Source organism: Bacillus sp. NP247 (assembly GCF_018966865.1).
Lineage (GTDB): Bacteria > Bacillota > Bacilli > Bacillales > Bacillaceae_G > Bacillus_A.
Map to the genome: position 1 here is coordinate 1,760,505 of NZ_CP076653.1, position 13,638 is coordinate 1,774,142.

Below are 13,638 nucleotides of genomic sequence, written 5' to 3' on the forward strand. Positions count from 1 at the left end.
ACTTAGCTTAATCTTATAATCGTTAAAACTGCACCAGGTGTAGTCGTTGATAATGTTGCAACAGCTAACAATCCAAATAATTGCAAACTAATAGCATCTCCTGCTGCAAGAGTTGTAATGATTGTTGCACTAAAAGATGTGGTTGCTAACGCAGGAGAATTTATAGTCCCAGCAAGCGGCGCTCCATTAATTGTAATCCGTGAACTTACTAATAACGACGCTGTTATATTAATCGTATATGAAATGTAATAATTCCCAGCATTTGCAGCCGTAAATACTGTGTTCCCCCCAGACACTGTAATACCTGGGCCGATATTTTGATTATTCGGAAGTGTGACATTCGTTCCACCAAGAAGTACTGATATTGCTGTACCCGACGTATTATTTGCAAATGCATATGTTGCCGTGATACTTGTACCTGTCGCTCCTGTTGCTCCTGTTATTCCGGTTGCTCCCGTTACTCCCGTTGGACCTGTTGGGCCTGTTACTCCCGTCGCTCCCGTTGGACCTGTTGGGCCTGTTACTCCCGTCGCTCCCGTTGGACCTGTTGGGCCTGTTACTCCCGTCGCTCCCGTTGGACCTGTTGGGCCTGTTGCTCCCGTTACTCCTGTTGGACCTGTTGGGCCCGTTACTCCCGTTACTCCTGTTGGACCTGTTGGGCCCGTTACTCCCGTTGGACCCGTTGCTCCTGTTATTCCGGTTGCTCCCGTTGGACCTGTTGGGCCTGTTGCTCCCGTTACTCCTGTTGGACCTGTTGCTCCCGTTACTCCTGTTGGACCTGTTGCTCCCGTTACTCCTGTTGGACCTGTTGCTCCCGTCGCTCCCGTTGGACCTGTTGGGCCTGTTGCTCCCGTTACTCCTGTTACTCCTGTTGGACCTGTTGGGCCCGTTACTCCCGTTGGACCCGTTGCTCCTGTTATTCCGGTTGCTCCCGTTGGACCTGTTGGGCCTGTTGCTCCCGTTACTCCTGTTGGACCTGTTGCTCCCGTCGCTCCCGTTGGACCTGTTGGGCCTGTTGCTCCCGTTACTCCTGTTGGACCTGTTGGGCCCGTTACTCCTGTTGGACCTGTTGGGCCCGTTACTCCTGTTGGACCTGTTGGGCCCGTTACTCCTGTTGGACCTGTTGGGCCCGTTACTCCTGTTGGACCTGTTGGGCCCGTTACTCCCGTTACTCCCGTTACTCCTGTTGGACCTGTTGGGCCTGTTGGACCCGTTACTCCCGTTGGACCTGTTGCTCCTGTTATTCCCGTCGCTCCCGTTGGACCTGTTGGGCCTGTTATTCCCGTCGCTCCCGTTGGACCTGTTGGGCCTGTTGCTCCCGTTACTCCCGTTGGACCTGTTGGGCCTGTTGGGCCTGTTGCTCCCGTTACTCCTGTTGGACCTGTTGCTCCCGTCGCTCCCGTTGGACCTGTTATTCCCGTCGATCCTGTTGGACCTGTTGCTCCCGTTACTCCTGTTGGGCCTGTTGCTCCTGTTGGGCCCGTTACTCCCGTTACTCCTGTTGGACCTGTCGGGCCTGTTATTCCCGTCGATCCTGTTGGACCTGTTGCTCCCGTTACTCCCGTTGGGCCTGTTGCTCCCGTTACTCCTGTTGGACCTGTTGGGCCCGTTATTCCTGTCGATCCTGTTGGACCTGTTGGGCCCGTTATTCCTGTCGATCCTGTTGGACCCGTTGCTCCTGTTATTCCTGTCGATCCTGTTGGACCCGTTGCTCCTGTTATTCCTGTCGATCCTGTTGGACCCGTTGCTCCTGTTATTCCTGTCGATCCTGTTGGACCCGTTGCTCCTGTTGGCCCCAACTTAGGAACTGTCCCATCGCAACTAAAACAGCATGAATCAACATGTACACCGTTTTGATTATTACACCCACAATTATTGCTCCATAAAGACATGCTGATCCCTTCCTTCGTGTTCAATCTTTTAAGTACAGCCAACAATTAAGAAACATCTTTCTAATAAAAACTTGGTTTTATTTTCACTATCAACTACCCGTTCTAAAACAAACCTTTTATAGACAAAGGTTCGTTCCTAACATTCTAATAATTATTACATGCAATTCTCTCTCCTTTCGCTTGTACTTTCGCCTTCCTCATTAAACGAATTTCCTCTTCTTCTCATGGAAATCAGGATTTAGCCCAACAGCTCTTGCCTTAATTGGAATCGGAATTTCAGCGCTCGGTTCAGCGATTATTCAAATCTTTATCGTTAGGGCAAATTTAAACGTTGCTGTACTTGGAGCGCCTTATTTCTTGTGGTTGATGAGGAAGAATGGGAAAAAGTTAGTTAATTAAGGAGGCTTCGTGTTAGAAGCCTCCTTAATTATTTTTTGTATTATTTACAAGGAACCTCGTTTTTCTTCACGAATTTAACTTATGAATATAAATGAGGGGGATAAAAATGTACCAAACAATTGAAGACTTTTTACAATCATGGAAATATGAAGCTGAGTCTACTCAGAAGATGCTCAATGCATTAACCGATGAATCCTTATCAAAAGAAATTGCACCTGGGCATTGGACGTTAGGAAGGGTTGCTTGGCATATCGTGACGGCAATTCCAGTTATGCTATCTGGTACGGGACTTACATTTGAAGGAGAAACGAAAGATTATCCTGTTCCAACTTCAGCTAAAACAATTGCAGATGGGTATCGTAAAGTAAACGCAGCTTTTGTTGAAGCACTTCAAAGCAAATGGACTGATAAAGATTTAGCAACTATTAATGACTTCTTTGGCCGTCCTATGCCGAATTCTATATTTTTAATGACACTCATTAATCATCAAAATCACCACCGCGGGCAAATGACCGTTTTAATGCGACAAGCTGACTTAACAGTTCCTGGCGTATATGGTCCTGCAAAAGAAGAGTGGGCTGCAGCTGGAATGGAAGCTCCTAAAATGTAACGACAGAAAAAGACAAGGTGATTGCTCACCTTGTCTTTTTCTGTAACTTGTTTCATGTGAAACTATTTTCTACTAAATGGTATTTTATGAGAAAATACGTTAAAATAAATTCATATTAATTGGAGTGAACTAAATTGAATACAAAAAACAAAAAAATAACAATAAGAACTCTCTTACTAACTTCAATCATTGGAGTTATCGGTGTATCTCTTTATTTCACAAGTTATGGTACCCCTTGGGGAAAACAAACAGCAATTACTGAATCAAAAGAGTATATTACAAAATACTTTAATCTAGATGCAAAAGTCAAAAATACTTCTTACAATTCTAAAATGGATAGCTATGCAATCGCCTTTGAAACAATTGAAGATGGAGAGTTTACTATCGAATATAAAGGTCCCAATAACTTTAACATTTCTCCAGGAGTTCAAGAGTATTTAAGCAAACACTACAAATTTACAGAGTAGTAATGAAGCATACATATACAAAAAAGAGCTGGTATAACGCCAACTCTTTTTTACGTATTCTTGTCATACTGTTATATCTTCCTTCTCTATATTTTTAATTCCATAATATGCAATCGCAACTCCAATCGCTGCAAATGTGAATTGAAGAGGAAGAAACGTCGCTATAGGAAATATGGGCGGGTTATTAATTGCGATTAATACAACGATAATAGAAGAAACGATTGTAGCTGGCACAGAACGTTTACGCATCCCGAAATATAGAGGAATTAAGCTTATCCCTGCCGTGGCAATGGCTAAAGGAATAAGATTTATCCCTTCTTGAATCAATTGATCTACTGTGAATGAATTAGGAAGAATTGAAAAATAACTATCTATCCCAAAGAAAATTCCTACTACTAAAATGTTAGATACAATAACTGTTATAAATGTTAATGTCGCTGTAATAGCCAACTTACTAGCCATCATTTTCTTTCGGTTAATTGGATAAGAAAACATGAGTAGTATTGTTTTACTTTTATATTCATCAATTATTAACTTGGCTATTAGTACGCCACCAAAAATAATAAATGTTGCTCTTACTAACGCACTAGCCATCGACAAAATTATCTGCGGATCCCTTATTTTTGGATCCCCTTCTATTTGAGCAACGATACTAACGAAGATTAGTAGTGCCAGTATAACGATATTCGCAATAACCGCTCTCTTCACATACCATCCGAGCTTAAACTTCTTCAATTCTAGCTTCATAAGACGTAGCATGATAGTCCTCCTTTCATTTTAAATTTAATTGATATAAATCGCCCCTGTTTCACTTAAAATCTTCACTTCGTTTTTTGCATCACCGATGGTTCCTTCTTTTACCTTTTCTGTATTTTTATCTTTCTTAAGTCCGTTTACATTCACCATTATGTCAGACGAATTACTTTTAGCCATAAGTTTCAAAGAAGTCGGAACACCCTTATACCGTACGCCAATATCCCCTGATTTTGTTTCTACAAATAATGATTTTCCTTCTGTCATATCTTTCAGTAATACTTCACCAGATGTTGAAGTGATGTTCATATTTTCATTTTTTATATTTTTCACATAATTATCACCAGTAGTAGAAGTTATATTTACTTCTTGTAATGAACTATCTTTTAACATTAAATCTCCACTTTCGGATATGAACTCACCCTTATCTGCCGATAGTCCTACAATCATTTCATCTCCAGACTTGCCTTTTGTCACGATACTTTTTACTACTATATCGCTTATTTTCACATCGCCCGATTTATTATTTAATACAATTTTATCTATTTCTTTCTTCGGAATAGCTATAGATATACTATTTTTCTTCCGAAACGTAAAACCATTAAAAAATCTGGTCGCCTTTTGTTTTTGCTTAATCACAACTTTATTTCCTTCATGTTCTATTTCGATGGGATCTAAATCTTTATCTGCTCGTTGGCCTTGAGCAGAAATGACTGTTTTGTTAGCTTCTGTGCTTTTAAATTCAATATCCCAGTTTTCATTGTCCACTTCTATTTCTTTTATATTATTTATCTCAAAAGACTTTTCTTTCTTAAAATCTTTCCCCTGAAATGTCTTAAACCCAAAAACTACACTAGCAATTATAAGCAATAAAATAGCACTTACTATTATTTTTTTCACCATTCATACCCCAGTTTGTTGTTGTTTTAGGCCTGCTTCACGCCACATCGATCTTGTCGATTTTACGATACGATAGATAACTAATGAAAATTCCTAATAAACAGAGCACAATTGGGATAACTATAAAATCATACATATTTACTTGACCGTTTCCAGCACCAACATTACCGTTAATTATCATTCCAATTATTACTGCAGAAGTAATCGTTGTCGGTGTCGATTTCTTTCTCATCCCAAAAAATAAAGGAATTAAACTTATACCAGATATCATAAATGCACTTATAAAAGTAGACGGAACGGTGGCTATTATTTCACCCATCGTAATAGGTGTTTCAATCAGTCCCATCATTGGGTTCATAAAATATATGAGCAAACTAATAGTGAAAGTAGCAATAGTCATGCTCACAAAACAAAAACTAAAAACAATTGTTAATTTCGCCCTCATTAACATTTTCCTTTGCAGTGGGTACATAAACAATAGTTGTATTGTTTTGTTCCTATACTCATCAATTACTAAACGTGACAAAATGATCGAACTAAAAATAAGAAATGTCATCCTAATAAAGATGTTTGCTAAAGTCATATATTTTGTGAAATCAGTGAGCGCCGCATCTACTTCATCTTTCGCTCCCAACCCCATAAGACTTACCGCAGCAAAAATTGCTATAATACAAATTGCTACACTTTTAAAGTAATTAGATAATTTATGTTTTTTCCACTCTAGCTTCATTAATCTAAGCATACTTTTCCACTCTAGCTTCATTAATCTAAGCATACAAACCACGCCTCCATTCTTTATATAACTCTCTCTACGCTGCTAACATTCTAATTCCAGCAGTAACTACGCTTAACATTCCTATCACTAATAAAATTAAAATCCATTTCCGCTCAGGTTTTCTATAATATAAAATCCCACTTATGAACATTACGATCAATCCACTTACTATATTCACTAACAATCCATTAAGCATGAATGCCCTCTCCATCCATTACATTTAAGAAATACTCCTCTAAAGAACTATGTTTCTTATTAATACTTTCAATTTCTACATCGTTCATAATAAGTGCTTTTGAAATTGCCTGCTGCGTCGCCGCCACTTCATAAACACGAATCATGTTTCCACTCATTATTTTGTAATTTTTTATAGCGAGTTTATCTTCTAAAATATAAGCTGCACGCTTCACATCAGGAACAGTGATTTCAATGTACTCTGTTTGTTTTCCGTTAATACTCTTCATCGAAACTTCTTTTATTAGTTTTCCATTTTGAATCACACCAATTGTATCTGCCATTTGTTCCATCTCACCTAAAATATGACTAGAGACTAATAACGTAATGCCATATTCTTTGCAAAGCATTTTAAATAAATCTCGTAACTCTTTAATACCAATTGGATCTAAACCATTAATCGGTTCATCTAAAATGAGTAGTTCTGGCTTTGTCATGATCGCCCTTGCAATACCAAGTCGTTGCTTCATCCCTAATGAAAAATCTTTTACTTTTTTATCATCTATACCGTGCAGTTTTACTAAATTTAAAGCATGATCAATTGCGTTTTTATCGTAATACCCCATATATTCACAATGTAATTCTAGGTTTTCCTTCGCCGTTAATTTATCATAAAAGATTGGATATTCAATAATTGTCCCCATTCTTTTTAATACTTCATAAGATGTGTCTGTTAACTTCTCACCGAAAATTTCAATATCACCGTTCGTCGGTTTTATTAAATTTGTAATCATTTTCATAATCGTTGTTTTACCAGCACCGTTCGGTCCTAAAAAACCGTAAATCTCTCCTTTTTTCACATGCATGTTAACGCTAGAAATAACTTCATTCCCTTTAAACACTTTCGTTAACTGGTTCGTTTTTAATATATATGTCATGTCACTTTCCCCTTTCGCACTGCTCTATATTTCTATAATAGACAACGGAAATCTCTTTTTTCTTACCCGTTCCTTACAAATTCCTTACGCTGAAAAAAAGCTTGTAGAATCTACTTCTCTACAAGCTAAAACTGCATCTTTGTTAATACAACTGTAAAAACCGTTTTTTCATACGGCTTACTAGAAAGATAAATTTCTCCATCCATCGCTTCCACAAGCCTTTTCGTAATCGTTAACCCTAGACCACTTCCTTGGTACAATCTATTTCTTGAATCTTCAAGTGTGTACATACGCTCAAACACTTTATCAATATGAGATTCATCAATTCCTTTTCCTTTATCCCATACGTCTATATACACACTCGTTTCATCATCTCTTAAAGTCATACCGAGTGTCTTTCCATCGTCCCCATATGTAATCGCATTTGATATTAAATTATTCAATACCCTGCCTAATACTTCTACATTTCCAAGTGCATATATATTTCTTTCTGGTATATCAATATGGACATGAAAACCTTTCGTCGTCACTAAATCATAGAAAGATAAAATCTTCTCACGGCAAACTTCATTCATATTTACTTTTGTTATCTCAATTGCCTTGTCACCAGATTCTAATTTTGCTAAATCAAAAAACTTATGAATCAGTTCCATAACTTCCAGCGTTTTCGTATGCACCTTTTCAAGCAACATTTGCTGCTCTTCCTCATTTATCGTTTTATCCTTATTTAACATTTCTGTATATCCAAGAATAACTGTTAGTGGTGTTTTTAAATCATGTGAAATATTTGAAAGCATTTTTCTCATTGAAATTTCCACTTTCGCATGATCTGCATTCGTTTTCTGCTTTTCATCTAATAGATGATTAATTGCGACTAATAGTTTTTGCAATTCTGTATCATCCGTCATAATTAATAGCTTCTCACCAGTTTGTTCTTTTACAATTCGATTTAACTTCTCATACGTATAGCGTAAATTCCTACTACTATTTTTCCTAATTTTATATTGCACGTAAATAACGATAAGCAATATAATAATCACCACTGTTAAAAATACAACCATACTACATCACTTCCAACTTATAGCCGATACCCCATAACGTTTTAATATATTCTGGATTAGATGGATCACTTTCGATTTTCTCACGCAATCTTCTCATATGAACATTAATAACGTTATCGTCACCGTAATACTCTTCATTCCAAACTAACGTATATATTTGTGCTTTTGTAAATACACGATTTTGATTCTTTACGAACAGTTTTAAAATCTCAAATTCTTTTAACGTAAGTTTGAGATGCTTCCCATTTTTTTCAACCGTAAAATTAATTGGATCGATTGTTAAATCACCAATTTGAATCCTCTTTTCTGTTGTTTCTGTAGCCGAATATTTTGTAGACCTCCGAATGGCTGCTTTTACACGTGCAGCCAATTCAATCATAGAAAATGGCTTACAAATGTAATCATCTGCTCCAAGTCCTAACCCAACAGCTTTATCAACATCTGTATCTTTTGCCGACATCATTAAAATCGGCAATGCACTCTTCTCCCGAATAATACGCACAACCTCTAAACCATCTAACTTTGGCATCATAATATCGAGGATAATCAAATCAAATGAGCCTTTAAAAAATACGTTAACTCCTTCTTCTCCATCAGATGCGATTGTAACTTGAAAACCTTCTTTTATTAAATATGTTTCAACCATCTCTTGAATTGAGAGGTCATCTTCAACTAATAAAATATGATGTGACATATTTCTATCCCCTTTTTTTACAAACATTAACATTTTAATTGTATCGTAACGAATGCATACTGGAAAGAATTATATGAATTTTCAAACCAACTTCCCTTCCTTCCCTAACAATGATATGATGAAATTCACTACGATTGTTCATAATTAACTTTATATAAAGGAGACTTATCATGTCAGAAAACAAAAAAGTAAGCTTAGCTGATTTAATGCGCGAACAACTTGCGAAGAAAAAGCAAGGAAATGGAAACGGCTCAAATAATGGAAATCAAAGTCAAGAAACGAAAAAATTACAAAACCAACAAACGAAGAAAACAAACAACCAACGTAGACGTACAGGTGTATAAATGAGCGGGCAAAAACGATCTAACGTCGCGCCAGGTCTTGCGGTTGATATTGTGTTAAAACAAGATCAACGTACAGGCAAGCTAACAAGAGGAATTGTAAAAGATATTTTAACTAACTCACCCTCTCATCCGCACGGCATTAAAGTACGATTGCAGGACGGGCAAGTTGGCAGAGTCCAAAATATCATTCAATAAGAAAAGGAGCTCATTTAAACTTGAGCTCCTTTTTCTTTATTAACCTTTAATTTTCTCGATGAAAACTACTTTTAAATAGTCTCCTTCTTTAAATTGATCAATTGTACGGAAATCTTCTGGTAAAGAATGTTCTTCTAATATTTTATATTTACCGTTCATTTCTTTGAATGCTGTATCGATAAAGCCATTAAATTTTTTCATATCGAATGCGCTACAATTTGTAGAAGCAACGATAATACCGTTATTTTCTGTAATGGCAATTGTTTCTTTTAATAAGTTTTTATAATCTTTCGCCGCACTGAACGTATATTTTTTTGAGCGTGCAAAACTTGGAGGATCAAGTACCACCATATCAAATTTCATCTTTTTCTTAGCTGCATATTTGAAATATAGAAATACATCTTCTACAATAATATCTTGTGCTTCGTAATCAATTTCATTTACACTGAACTGCTCAATCGTTTTACTTAAACTACGATTGGCAAGGTCAACACTTGTTGTTTTACTTGCCCCGCCAAGCGCTGCAAATACAGAGAAAGCCCCAGTATAAGAGAACATATTTAAAACCGTTCTTCCTTGTGCATACTTATCACGAATTTGTTTTCGAACGTTACGCTGATCTAAAAACACACCAACCATCGCCCCGTCATTTAAATATACAGCAAAGTTTACACCGTTTTCTTTTACGATAAGTGGGAACTCACCGCGCTCTCCTGTTACGAAATCATCACCTTCAATGTACTTTCCTTTCGTATCAAAACGTTTTTTCTCATAAATCCCTTTGAAGTTTGCTACTTTTTGAAGAGCTGCTATAATTTCATCTCGGAAAGTATAAATCCCTTCACTATACCAGCTTACTACGTAATAGCCGTCATAATAATCGATGATTAAACCGCCAAGGCCATCACCTTCACCATTCAGGGCACGAAATGCTGTTGTATCATTTGATTTATAAAAATCTTTTCGTTTATGTAAAGCAGATTTGATTTTACTTTCAAAGAAAGATTGATTCACTTCCTCCTTCTCTTTTCTCGTTAAAATCCATCCATATCCTTTATTTTGTTTTCCATAATAGCCTTTTCCGATGAATTGGTTCTTCTCATCCACTACGTTGATGATTGTCCCTTCTTCACGTACATCATTTAAATTTTGAATTGCATCTTTTAAAATAAGTGGATATCCACCTTTAATTTCTTTTATAAACTTCGGTTTTATTTTTATAGTTACTTCAGATCGCATGTAATGTCTTCCTTTCCATTTGAATGCTTTCTAATTAGTAGGAAGCATTTAAAAAACGAGACTGAAAAAAGCCTCGTTTCACTATACCATATTATTGCTTTGCTAGTACAACTAGCTCATCCTCTCGCTTAATCGAAAAAAAACTTATATATTTTATCATTATCATTGACAACGATAATGATTTTCATTATCATTTAATACATATGAAACGATGAACATAATGATAGATTTATAGGAGGAATAAAGAAATGATTATTGTTACAAATACATCTAAAATTACGAAGGGTGACGCACATAAATTAATTGAGCGCTTTAATAAAGTAGGTAAAGTTGAAACGATGCCCGGTTTCTTAGGATTAGAAGTTCTTCTAACTGAAAATACAGTTGATTATGACGAAGTGACGATCAGCACTCGTTGGAATGCAAAAGAAGATTTCCAAGGTTGGACAAAGAGTACGGCCTTTAAAGATGCGCATTCACACCGTGGTGGATTACCAGATTTTATTATCGATAATAAAATCTCATTCTATGATGTTAAAATTGTTCGTATGCCAATTGCTGCGGCTCAATAATTTCGGTTTTAATAATTGGTATAGAAGTATGAGAAGTAATATATCTTCTCTACTTCTATACCTTTTCTTTTTTCAATTTCTTTTCACCAACTTCGCGTGCACGACTAGTCTACCAGCCTCTGGATCCAGTGCATAATCACATGTAGAAAGTGTTAAAATTTGATCATCCGCTGTCACTTTTGTATCTGTTTGATAGAGTGATCTTTCCTTAATTTTTTCTAGAAAAGATGCATAGTCCTCGTTGCTTCCAAAATCCGTTTCAATATAATAGAAATCAGTTGTCGTTGTATATACTGAAAATACTTCTACATCGTATCCTTCAAACAAAGTATCGTAATACAATTTGCGATGGGACATGAAAAAATCCTCTTCTAGCATTTTTTTAAGACTCCCAAACATAGAACCGTCTTTCATACGATGTCCGTATAAAATCGTATTTCGATTTTGAGATTTCACATCGTTACGATGATCCATAAAAATACTGCCTGCCCTCATATCCTCACCTTTATAATTACGGTACAAATAGTAATCATTATCTTTCGCTTGAACAATCGGATAATTAATTTGCGTATCATCCATCGTAATCCATCCAACTATTTCTGGATTAATTTTTTGTAAGGCTTGAAACTGCGCACGTACTTCTCCATCTGATGATTTTTCTTCCATCGGACTCCTTTGATAAATATCTTGTGCTTCAGCCATTACTTTGCGATTTTCATAGTAATCCATGAACATACCGCCTAATTCATACACGGAGTAGAAAAAGATACCTAAAAAAGCAACTGTAAGTATTCTTTGAAAAAAGGAATTCTTTTTCTTTTCTTTCTTGTCGCTCAAATTATCACCTCAAAACGGATTACCAAAGGGATTTAGTGGCTCATCAAATCCCCATTGGTACCATATACAACCCTGTATCTTCATCGCATTTCACAACGACTTCTACGCCATATATGCTCTTAATCATATCTTCTGTCACAACATCATTTGGCGTACCTTTCATAACTATTTCTCCATCCTTCATAACGATAATATGATCGCTATAACGAATTGCTTGATTAATGTCATGTAATACCATAACAATCGTTAAACCATGTACTTCATTTAACTCTTTCACTAACTCTAATATTTCAAGCTGATAGTAAATATCTAAATACGTCGTCGGTTCGTCTAAAAACAGCATGGGCGTATTTTGCGCTAAAGTCATCGCAATCCAAACACGTTGCCTTTCTCCACCAGATAATGCGTGTATTGGCTTATCACGCTTATCTTGTAGTCTCGTACACGTCAATGCTCTTTCGATTGCTTCGCTATCCTCGTCCGTTTGTGTAGAAAAAATATTTTTATATGGCATGCGCCCAAAACTCGTCAATTTCTCAACTGTAATATCTGCTGGCGCCTCATTTTGCTGATGAACGACCGCTAGCTTTCTAGCAAATTCTTTTGGCTTATACTGGCTAATAGCTTTCCCATCTAGCATTACTTCTCCACTACGGGGATTATGATTTCGCGACATAACACCTAGTAATGTTGATTTCCCACAACCATTTGGACCAATAATTGTTGTGATTTTTCCAACCTCTATCTCACTACTAACAGACTTTAAACGATCCGTTACATTATCATAAGAAAAGGTTACATTTTTAATTTCCATGAACTCGATCACTCTTTCTAAGCAAGAATATTAAGAACGGACCACCGATAACTGCCATAATCGTTGCCGCTGGAATTTCATTAGGCGGTACGATTAACCTACCGATTGTGTCTGCCGTTAAAATTAATAACGCACCTGCAAGGGCTGAAAACGGAATAAGTACTTTATGATCTGATCCAACCAATTGCCTTGAAATATGCGGGATAAGTAATCCAACGAAAGCGATAACGCCCGCAATCGCAGTTGATACAGCTGCTAACAGGACAGCAATGGCAGAAATAATAAGACGTACCCTTGTCACATGAAGTCCAAGGTTTTTAGCCGTTTTATCTTGTAAAGATAATAAATTACACCATGCCCCTACAAACAGTGCAAGTATAAGGCCGATTGATCCATATGTAACAAGTACTTCCACGTCGCTCCATGTCTTCATCGTTATATTAGATGTTGTCGTCTGCTTAATACTTTTAATGAAATATCCGCAAATCGTAACGAAAGATTCATTTAAACCAGTAAACATCGCATTTATCGCTATACCGATCAAAATGATACGCAGCGGACTTAAACCTGATTTCCAAGAAAACGCATAAACAAGATAACAAGCAAACGCACCGCCTAAAAACGCGAATAGTGGTGTCCAGAAAAAGAACTGAGGAAATAGTGTAATGATAACAAGTGTCATAAAACTGGCCCCTGAAGATATCCCGATAACCCCAGCATCCGCAAGTGGATTTTTCATAACCGCTTGGAAAAGCACACCAGAAACAGCAAGCGCCGCTCCAGTGAAAAGTGCAATAATGATGCGCGGGAAACGTAAATCTTTAATGACTTCAACATCTTCATTTGTCCCTGTAAATATACCTTGAAAAAGATCAATGACACCTATTTCTAAACTACCTTTCACAGCGGATACAGTAGTCATAATAACTAGTAATACTGTGACGATGAAGAAACTCCAAATTTTTTTATTCATC

At 37.0% G+C, this 13,638-nt stretch carries 17 protein-coding genes; 5 read left to right on the plus strand and 12 right to left on the minus strand.

Features of this window, described 5'->3' with window-relative positions:
- Positions 1-2 precede the first annotated feature (2 nt).
- The gene (locus KPL75_RS09265; RefSeq protein ID WP_375141024.1) at positions 3-1,523 is read right to left on the minus strand and encodes a BclA C-terminal domain-containing protein; all 1,521 of its coding nucleotides are present in this window, start codon (positions 1,521-1,523) and stop codon (positions 3-5) included.
- 874 nt (positions 1,524-2,397) lie between these two features.
- On the opposite strand from KPL75_RS09265, the gene KPL75_RS09270 reads away from it, so the two are divergent.
- Together KPL75_RS09270 and KPL75_RS09275 are read left to right on the plus strand one after the other, a co-directional pair.
- On the plus strand, positions 2,398-2,901 hold the full coding sequence (locus KPL75_RS09270; protein ID WP_219920440.1) for a DinB family protein: 504 nt from the start codon (positions 2,398-2,400) through the stop codon (positions 2,899-2,901).
- 134 nt (positions 2,902-3,035) lie between these two features.
- On the plus strand, positions 3,036-3,368 hold the full coding sequence (locus KPL75_RS09275; protein ID WP_219920441.1) for a YfjL-like protein: 333 nt from the start codon (positions 3,036-3,038) through the stop codon (positions 3,366-3,368).
- Between the two features lie 63 nt (positions 3,369-3,431).
- Here KPL75_RS09275 and KPL75_RS09280 read toward each other — a convergent pair whose 3' ends face one another.
- The 7 genes from KPL75_RS09280 to KPL75_RS09310 form a co-directional block, all read right to left on the minus strand.
- Positions 3,432-4,127, minus strand: a complete 696-nt coding sequence (locus KPL75_RS09280; protein WP_219920442.1) for an ABC transporter permease — start codon at positions 4,125-4,127, stop codon at positions 3,432-3,434.
- A gap of 24 nt (positions 4,128-4,151) precedes the next feature.
- A complete protein-coding gene (locus tag KPL75_RS09285) occupies positions 4,152-5,024 on the minus strand; it encodes a DUF4097 family beta strand repeat-containing protein (RefSeq protein ID WP_219920443.1) in 873 nt (290 codons plus the stop codon).
- Positions 5,025-5,058: 34 nt separating this feature from the next.
- Positions 5,059-5,763, minus strand: coding sequence for an ABC transporter permease (locus KPL75_RS09290; protein ID WP_219921087.1), 705 nt, complete (start codon positions 5,761-5,763; stop codon positions 5,059-5,061).
- Positions 5,764-5,830: 67 nt separating this feature from the next.
- Positions 5,831-5,992 carry a hypothetical protein gene (locus KPL75_RS09295; protein WP_219920444.1) on the minus strand — a complete coding sequence of 54 codons (162 nt, stop codon included), beginning with the start codon at positions 5,990-5,992 and terminating at the stop codon, positions 5,831-5,833.
- Positions 5,985-6,908: an ABC transporter ATP-binding protein gene (locus KPL75_RS09300; RefSeq protein ID WP_219920445.1), complete on the minus strand. Its 924-nt coding sequence runs from the start codon at positions 6,906-6,908 to the stop codon at positions 5,985-5,987. The genes KPL75_RS09295 and KPL75_RS09300 overlap by 8 nt, the downstream gene beginning before the upstream one ends.
- A gap of 125 nt (positions 6,909-7,033) precedes the next feature.
- Positions 7,034-7,969, minus strand: a complete 936-nt coding sequence (locus tag KPL75_RS09305; protein WP_219920446.1) for a HAMP domain-containing histidine kinase — start codon at positions 7,967-7,969, stop codon at positions 7,034-7,036.
- A 1-nt stretch (position 7,970) separates the two neighbouring features.
- The gene (locus KPL75_RS09310) at positions 7,971-8,663 is read right to left on the minus strand and encodes a response regulator transcription factor (protein ID WP_219920447.1); all 693 of its coding nucleotides are present in this window, start codon (positions 8,661-8,663) and stop codon (positions 7,971-7,973) included.
- A gap of 170 nt (positions 8,664-8,833) precedes the next feature.
- On the opposite strand from KPL75_RS09310, the gene KPL75_RS09315 reads away from it, so the two are divergent.
- Complete coding sequence (locus KPL75_RS09315) at positions 8,834-9,007, plus strand: hypothetical protein (RefSeq protein WP_002112138.1); 174 nt, start codon at positions 8,834-8,836, stop codon at positions 9,005-9,007.
- Complete coding sequence (locus tag KPL75_RS09320) at positions 9,008-9,202, plus strand: YwbE family protein (protein WP_002160297.1); 195 nt, start codon at positions 9,008-9,010, stop codon at positions 9,200-9,202.
- Positions 9,203-9,241: 39 nt separating this feature from the next.
- Here KPL75_RS09320 and KPL75_RS09325 read toward each other — a convergent pair whose 3' ends face one another.
- Positions 9,242-10,441 (minus strand): class I SAM-dependent rRNA methyltransferase, encoded by a 1,200-nt coding sequence (locus KPL75_RS09325; protein ID WP_219920448.1) that lies wholly within the window; start codon positions 10,439-10,441, stop codon positions 9,242-9,244.
- A 248-nt stretch (positions 10,442-10,689) separates the two neighbouring features.
- On the opposite strand from KPL75_RS09325, the gene isdG reads away from it, so the two are divergent.
- Positions 10,690-11,013: a heme oxygenase gene (isdG, locus tag KPL75_RS09330; RefSeq protein ID WP_002112144.1), complete on the plus strand. Its 324-nt coding sequence runs from the start codon at positions 10,690-10,692 to the stop codon at positions 11,011-11,013.
- Between the two features lie 72 nt (positions 11,014-11,085).
- Here the strand turns inward: isdG and srtB are convergent, their stop codons facing one another.
- The 3 genes from srtB to KPL75_RS09345 are packed head-to-tail and all read right to left on the minus strand — an operon-like array spanning position 11,086 to position 13,637.
- Positions 11,086-11,850 (minus strand): class B sortase, encoded by a 765-nt coding sequence (gene srtB, locus KPL75_RS09335; protein ID WP_219920449.1) that lies wholly within the window; start codon positions 11,848-11,850, stop codon positions 11,086-11,088.
- Between the two features lie 43 nt (positions 11,851-11,893).
- The gene (locus KPL75_RS09340) at positions 11,894-12,664 is read right to left on the minus strand and encodes an ABC transporter ATP-binding protein (RefSeq protein ID WP_219920450.1); all 771 of its coding nucleotides are present in this window, start codon (positions 12,662-12,664) and stop codon (positions 11,894-11,896) included.
- On the minus strand, positions 12,654-13,637 hold the full coding sequence (locus tag KPL75_RS09345; protein WP_144506940.1) for a FecCD family ABC transporter permease: 984 nt from the start codon (positions 13,635-13,637) through the stop codon (positions 12,654-12,656). The genes KPL75_RS09340 and KPL75_RS09345 overlap by 11 nt, the downstream gene beginning before the upstream one ends.
- Between the last annotated feature and the right edge of the window lies 1 nt (position 13,638).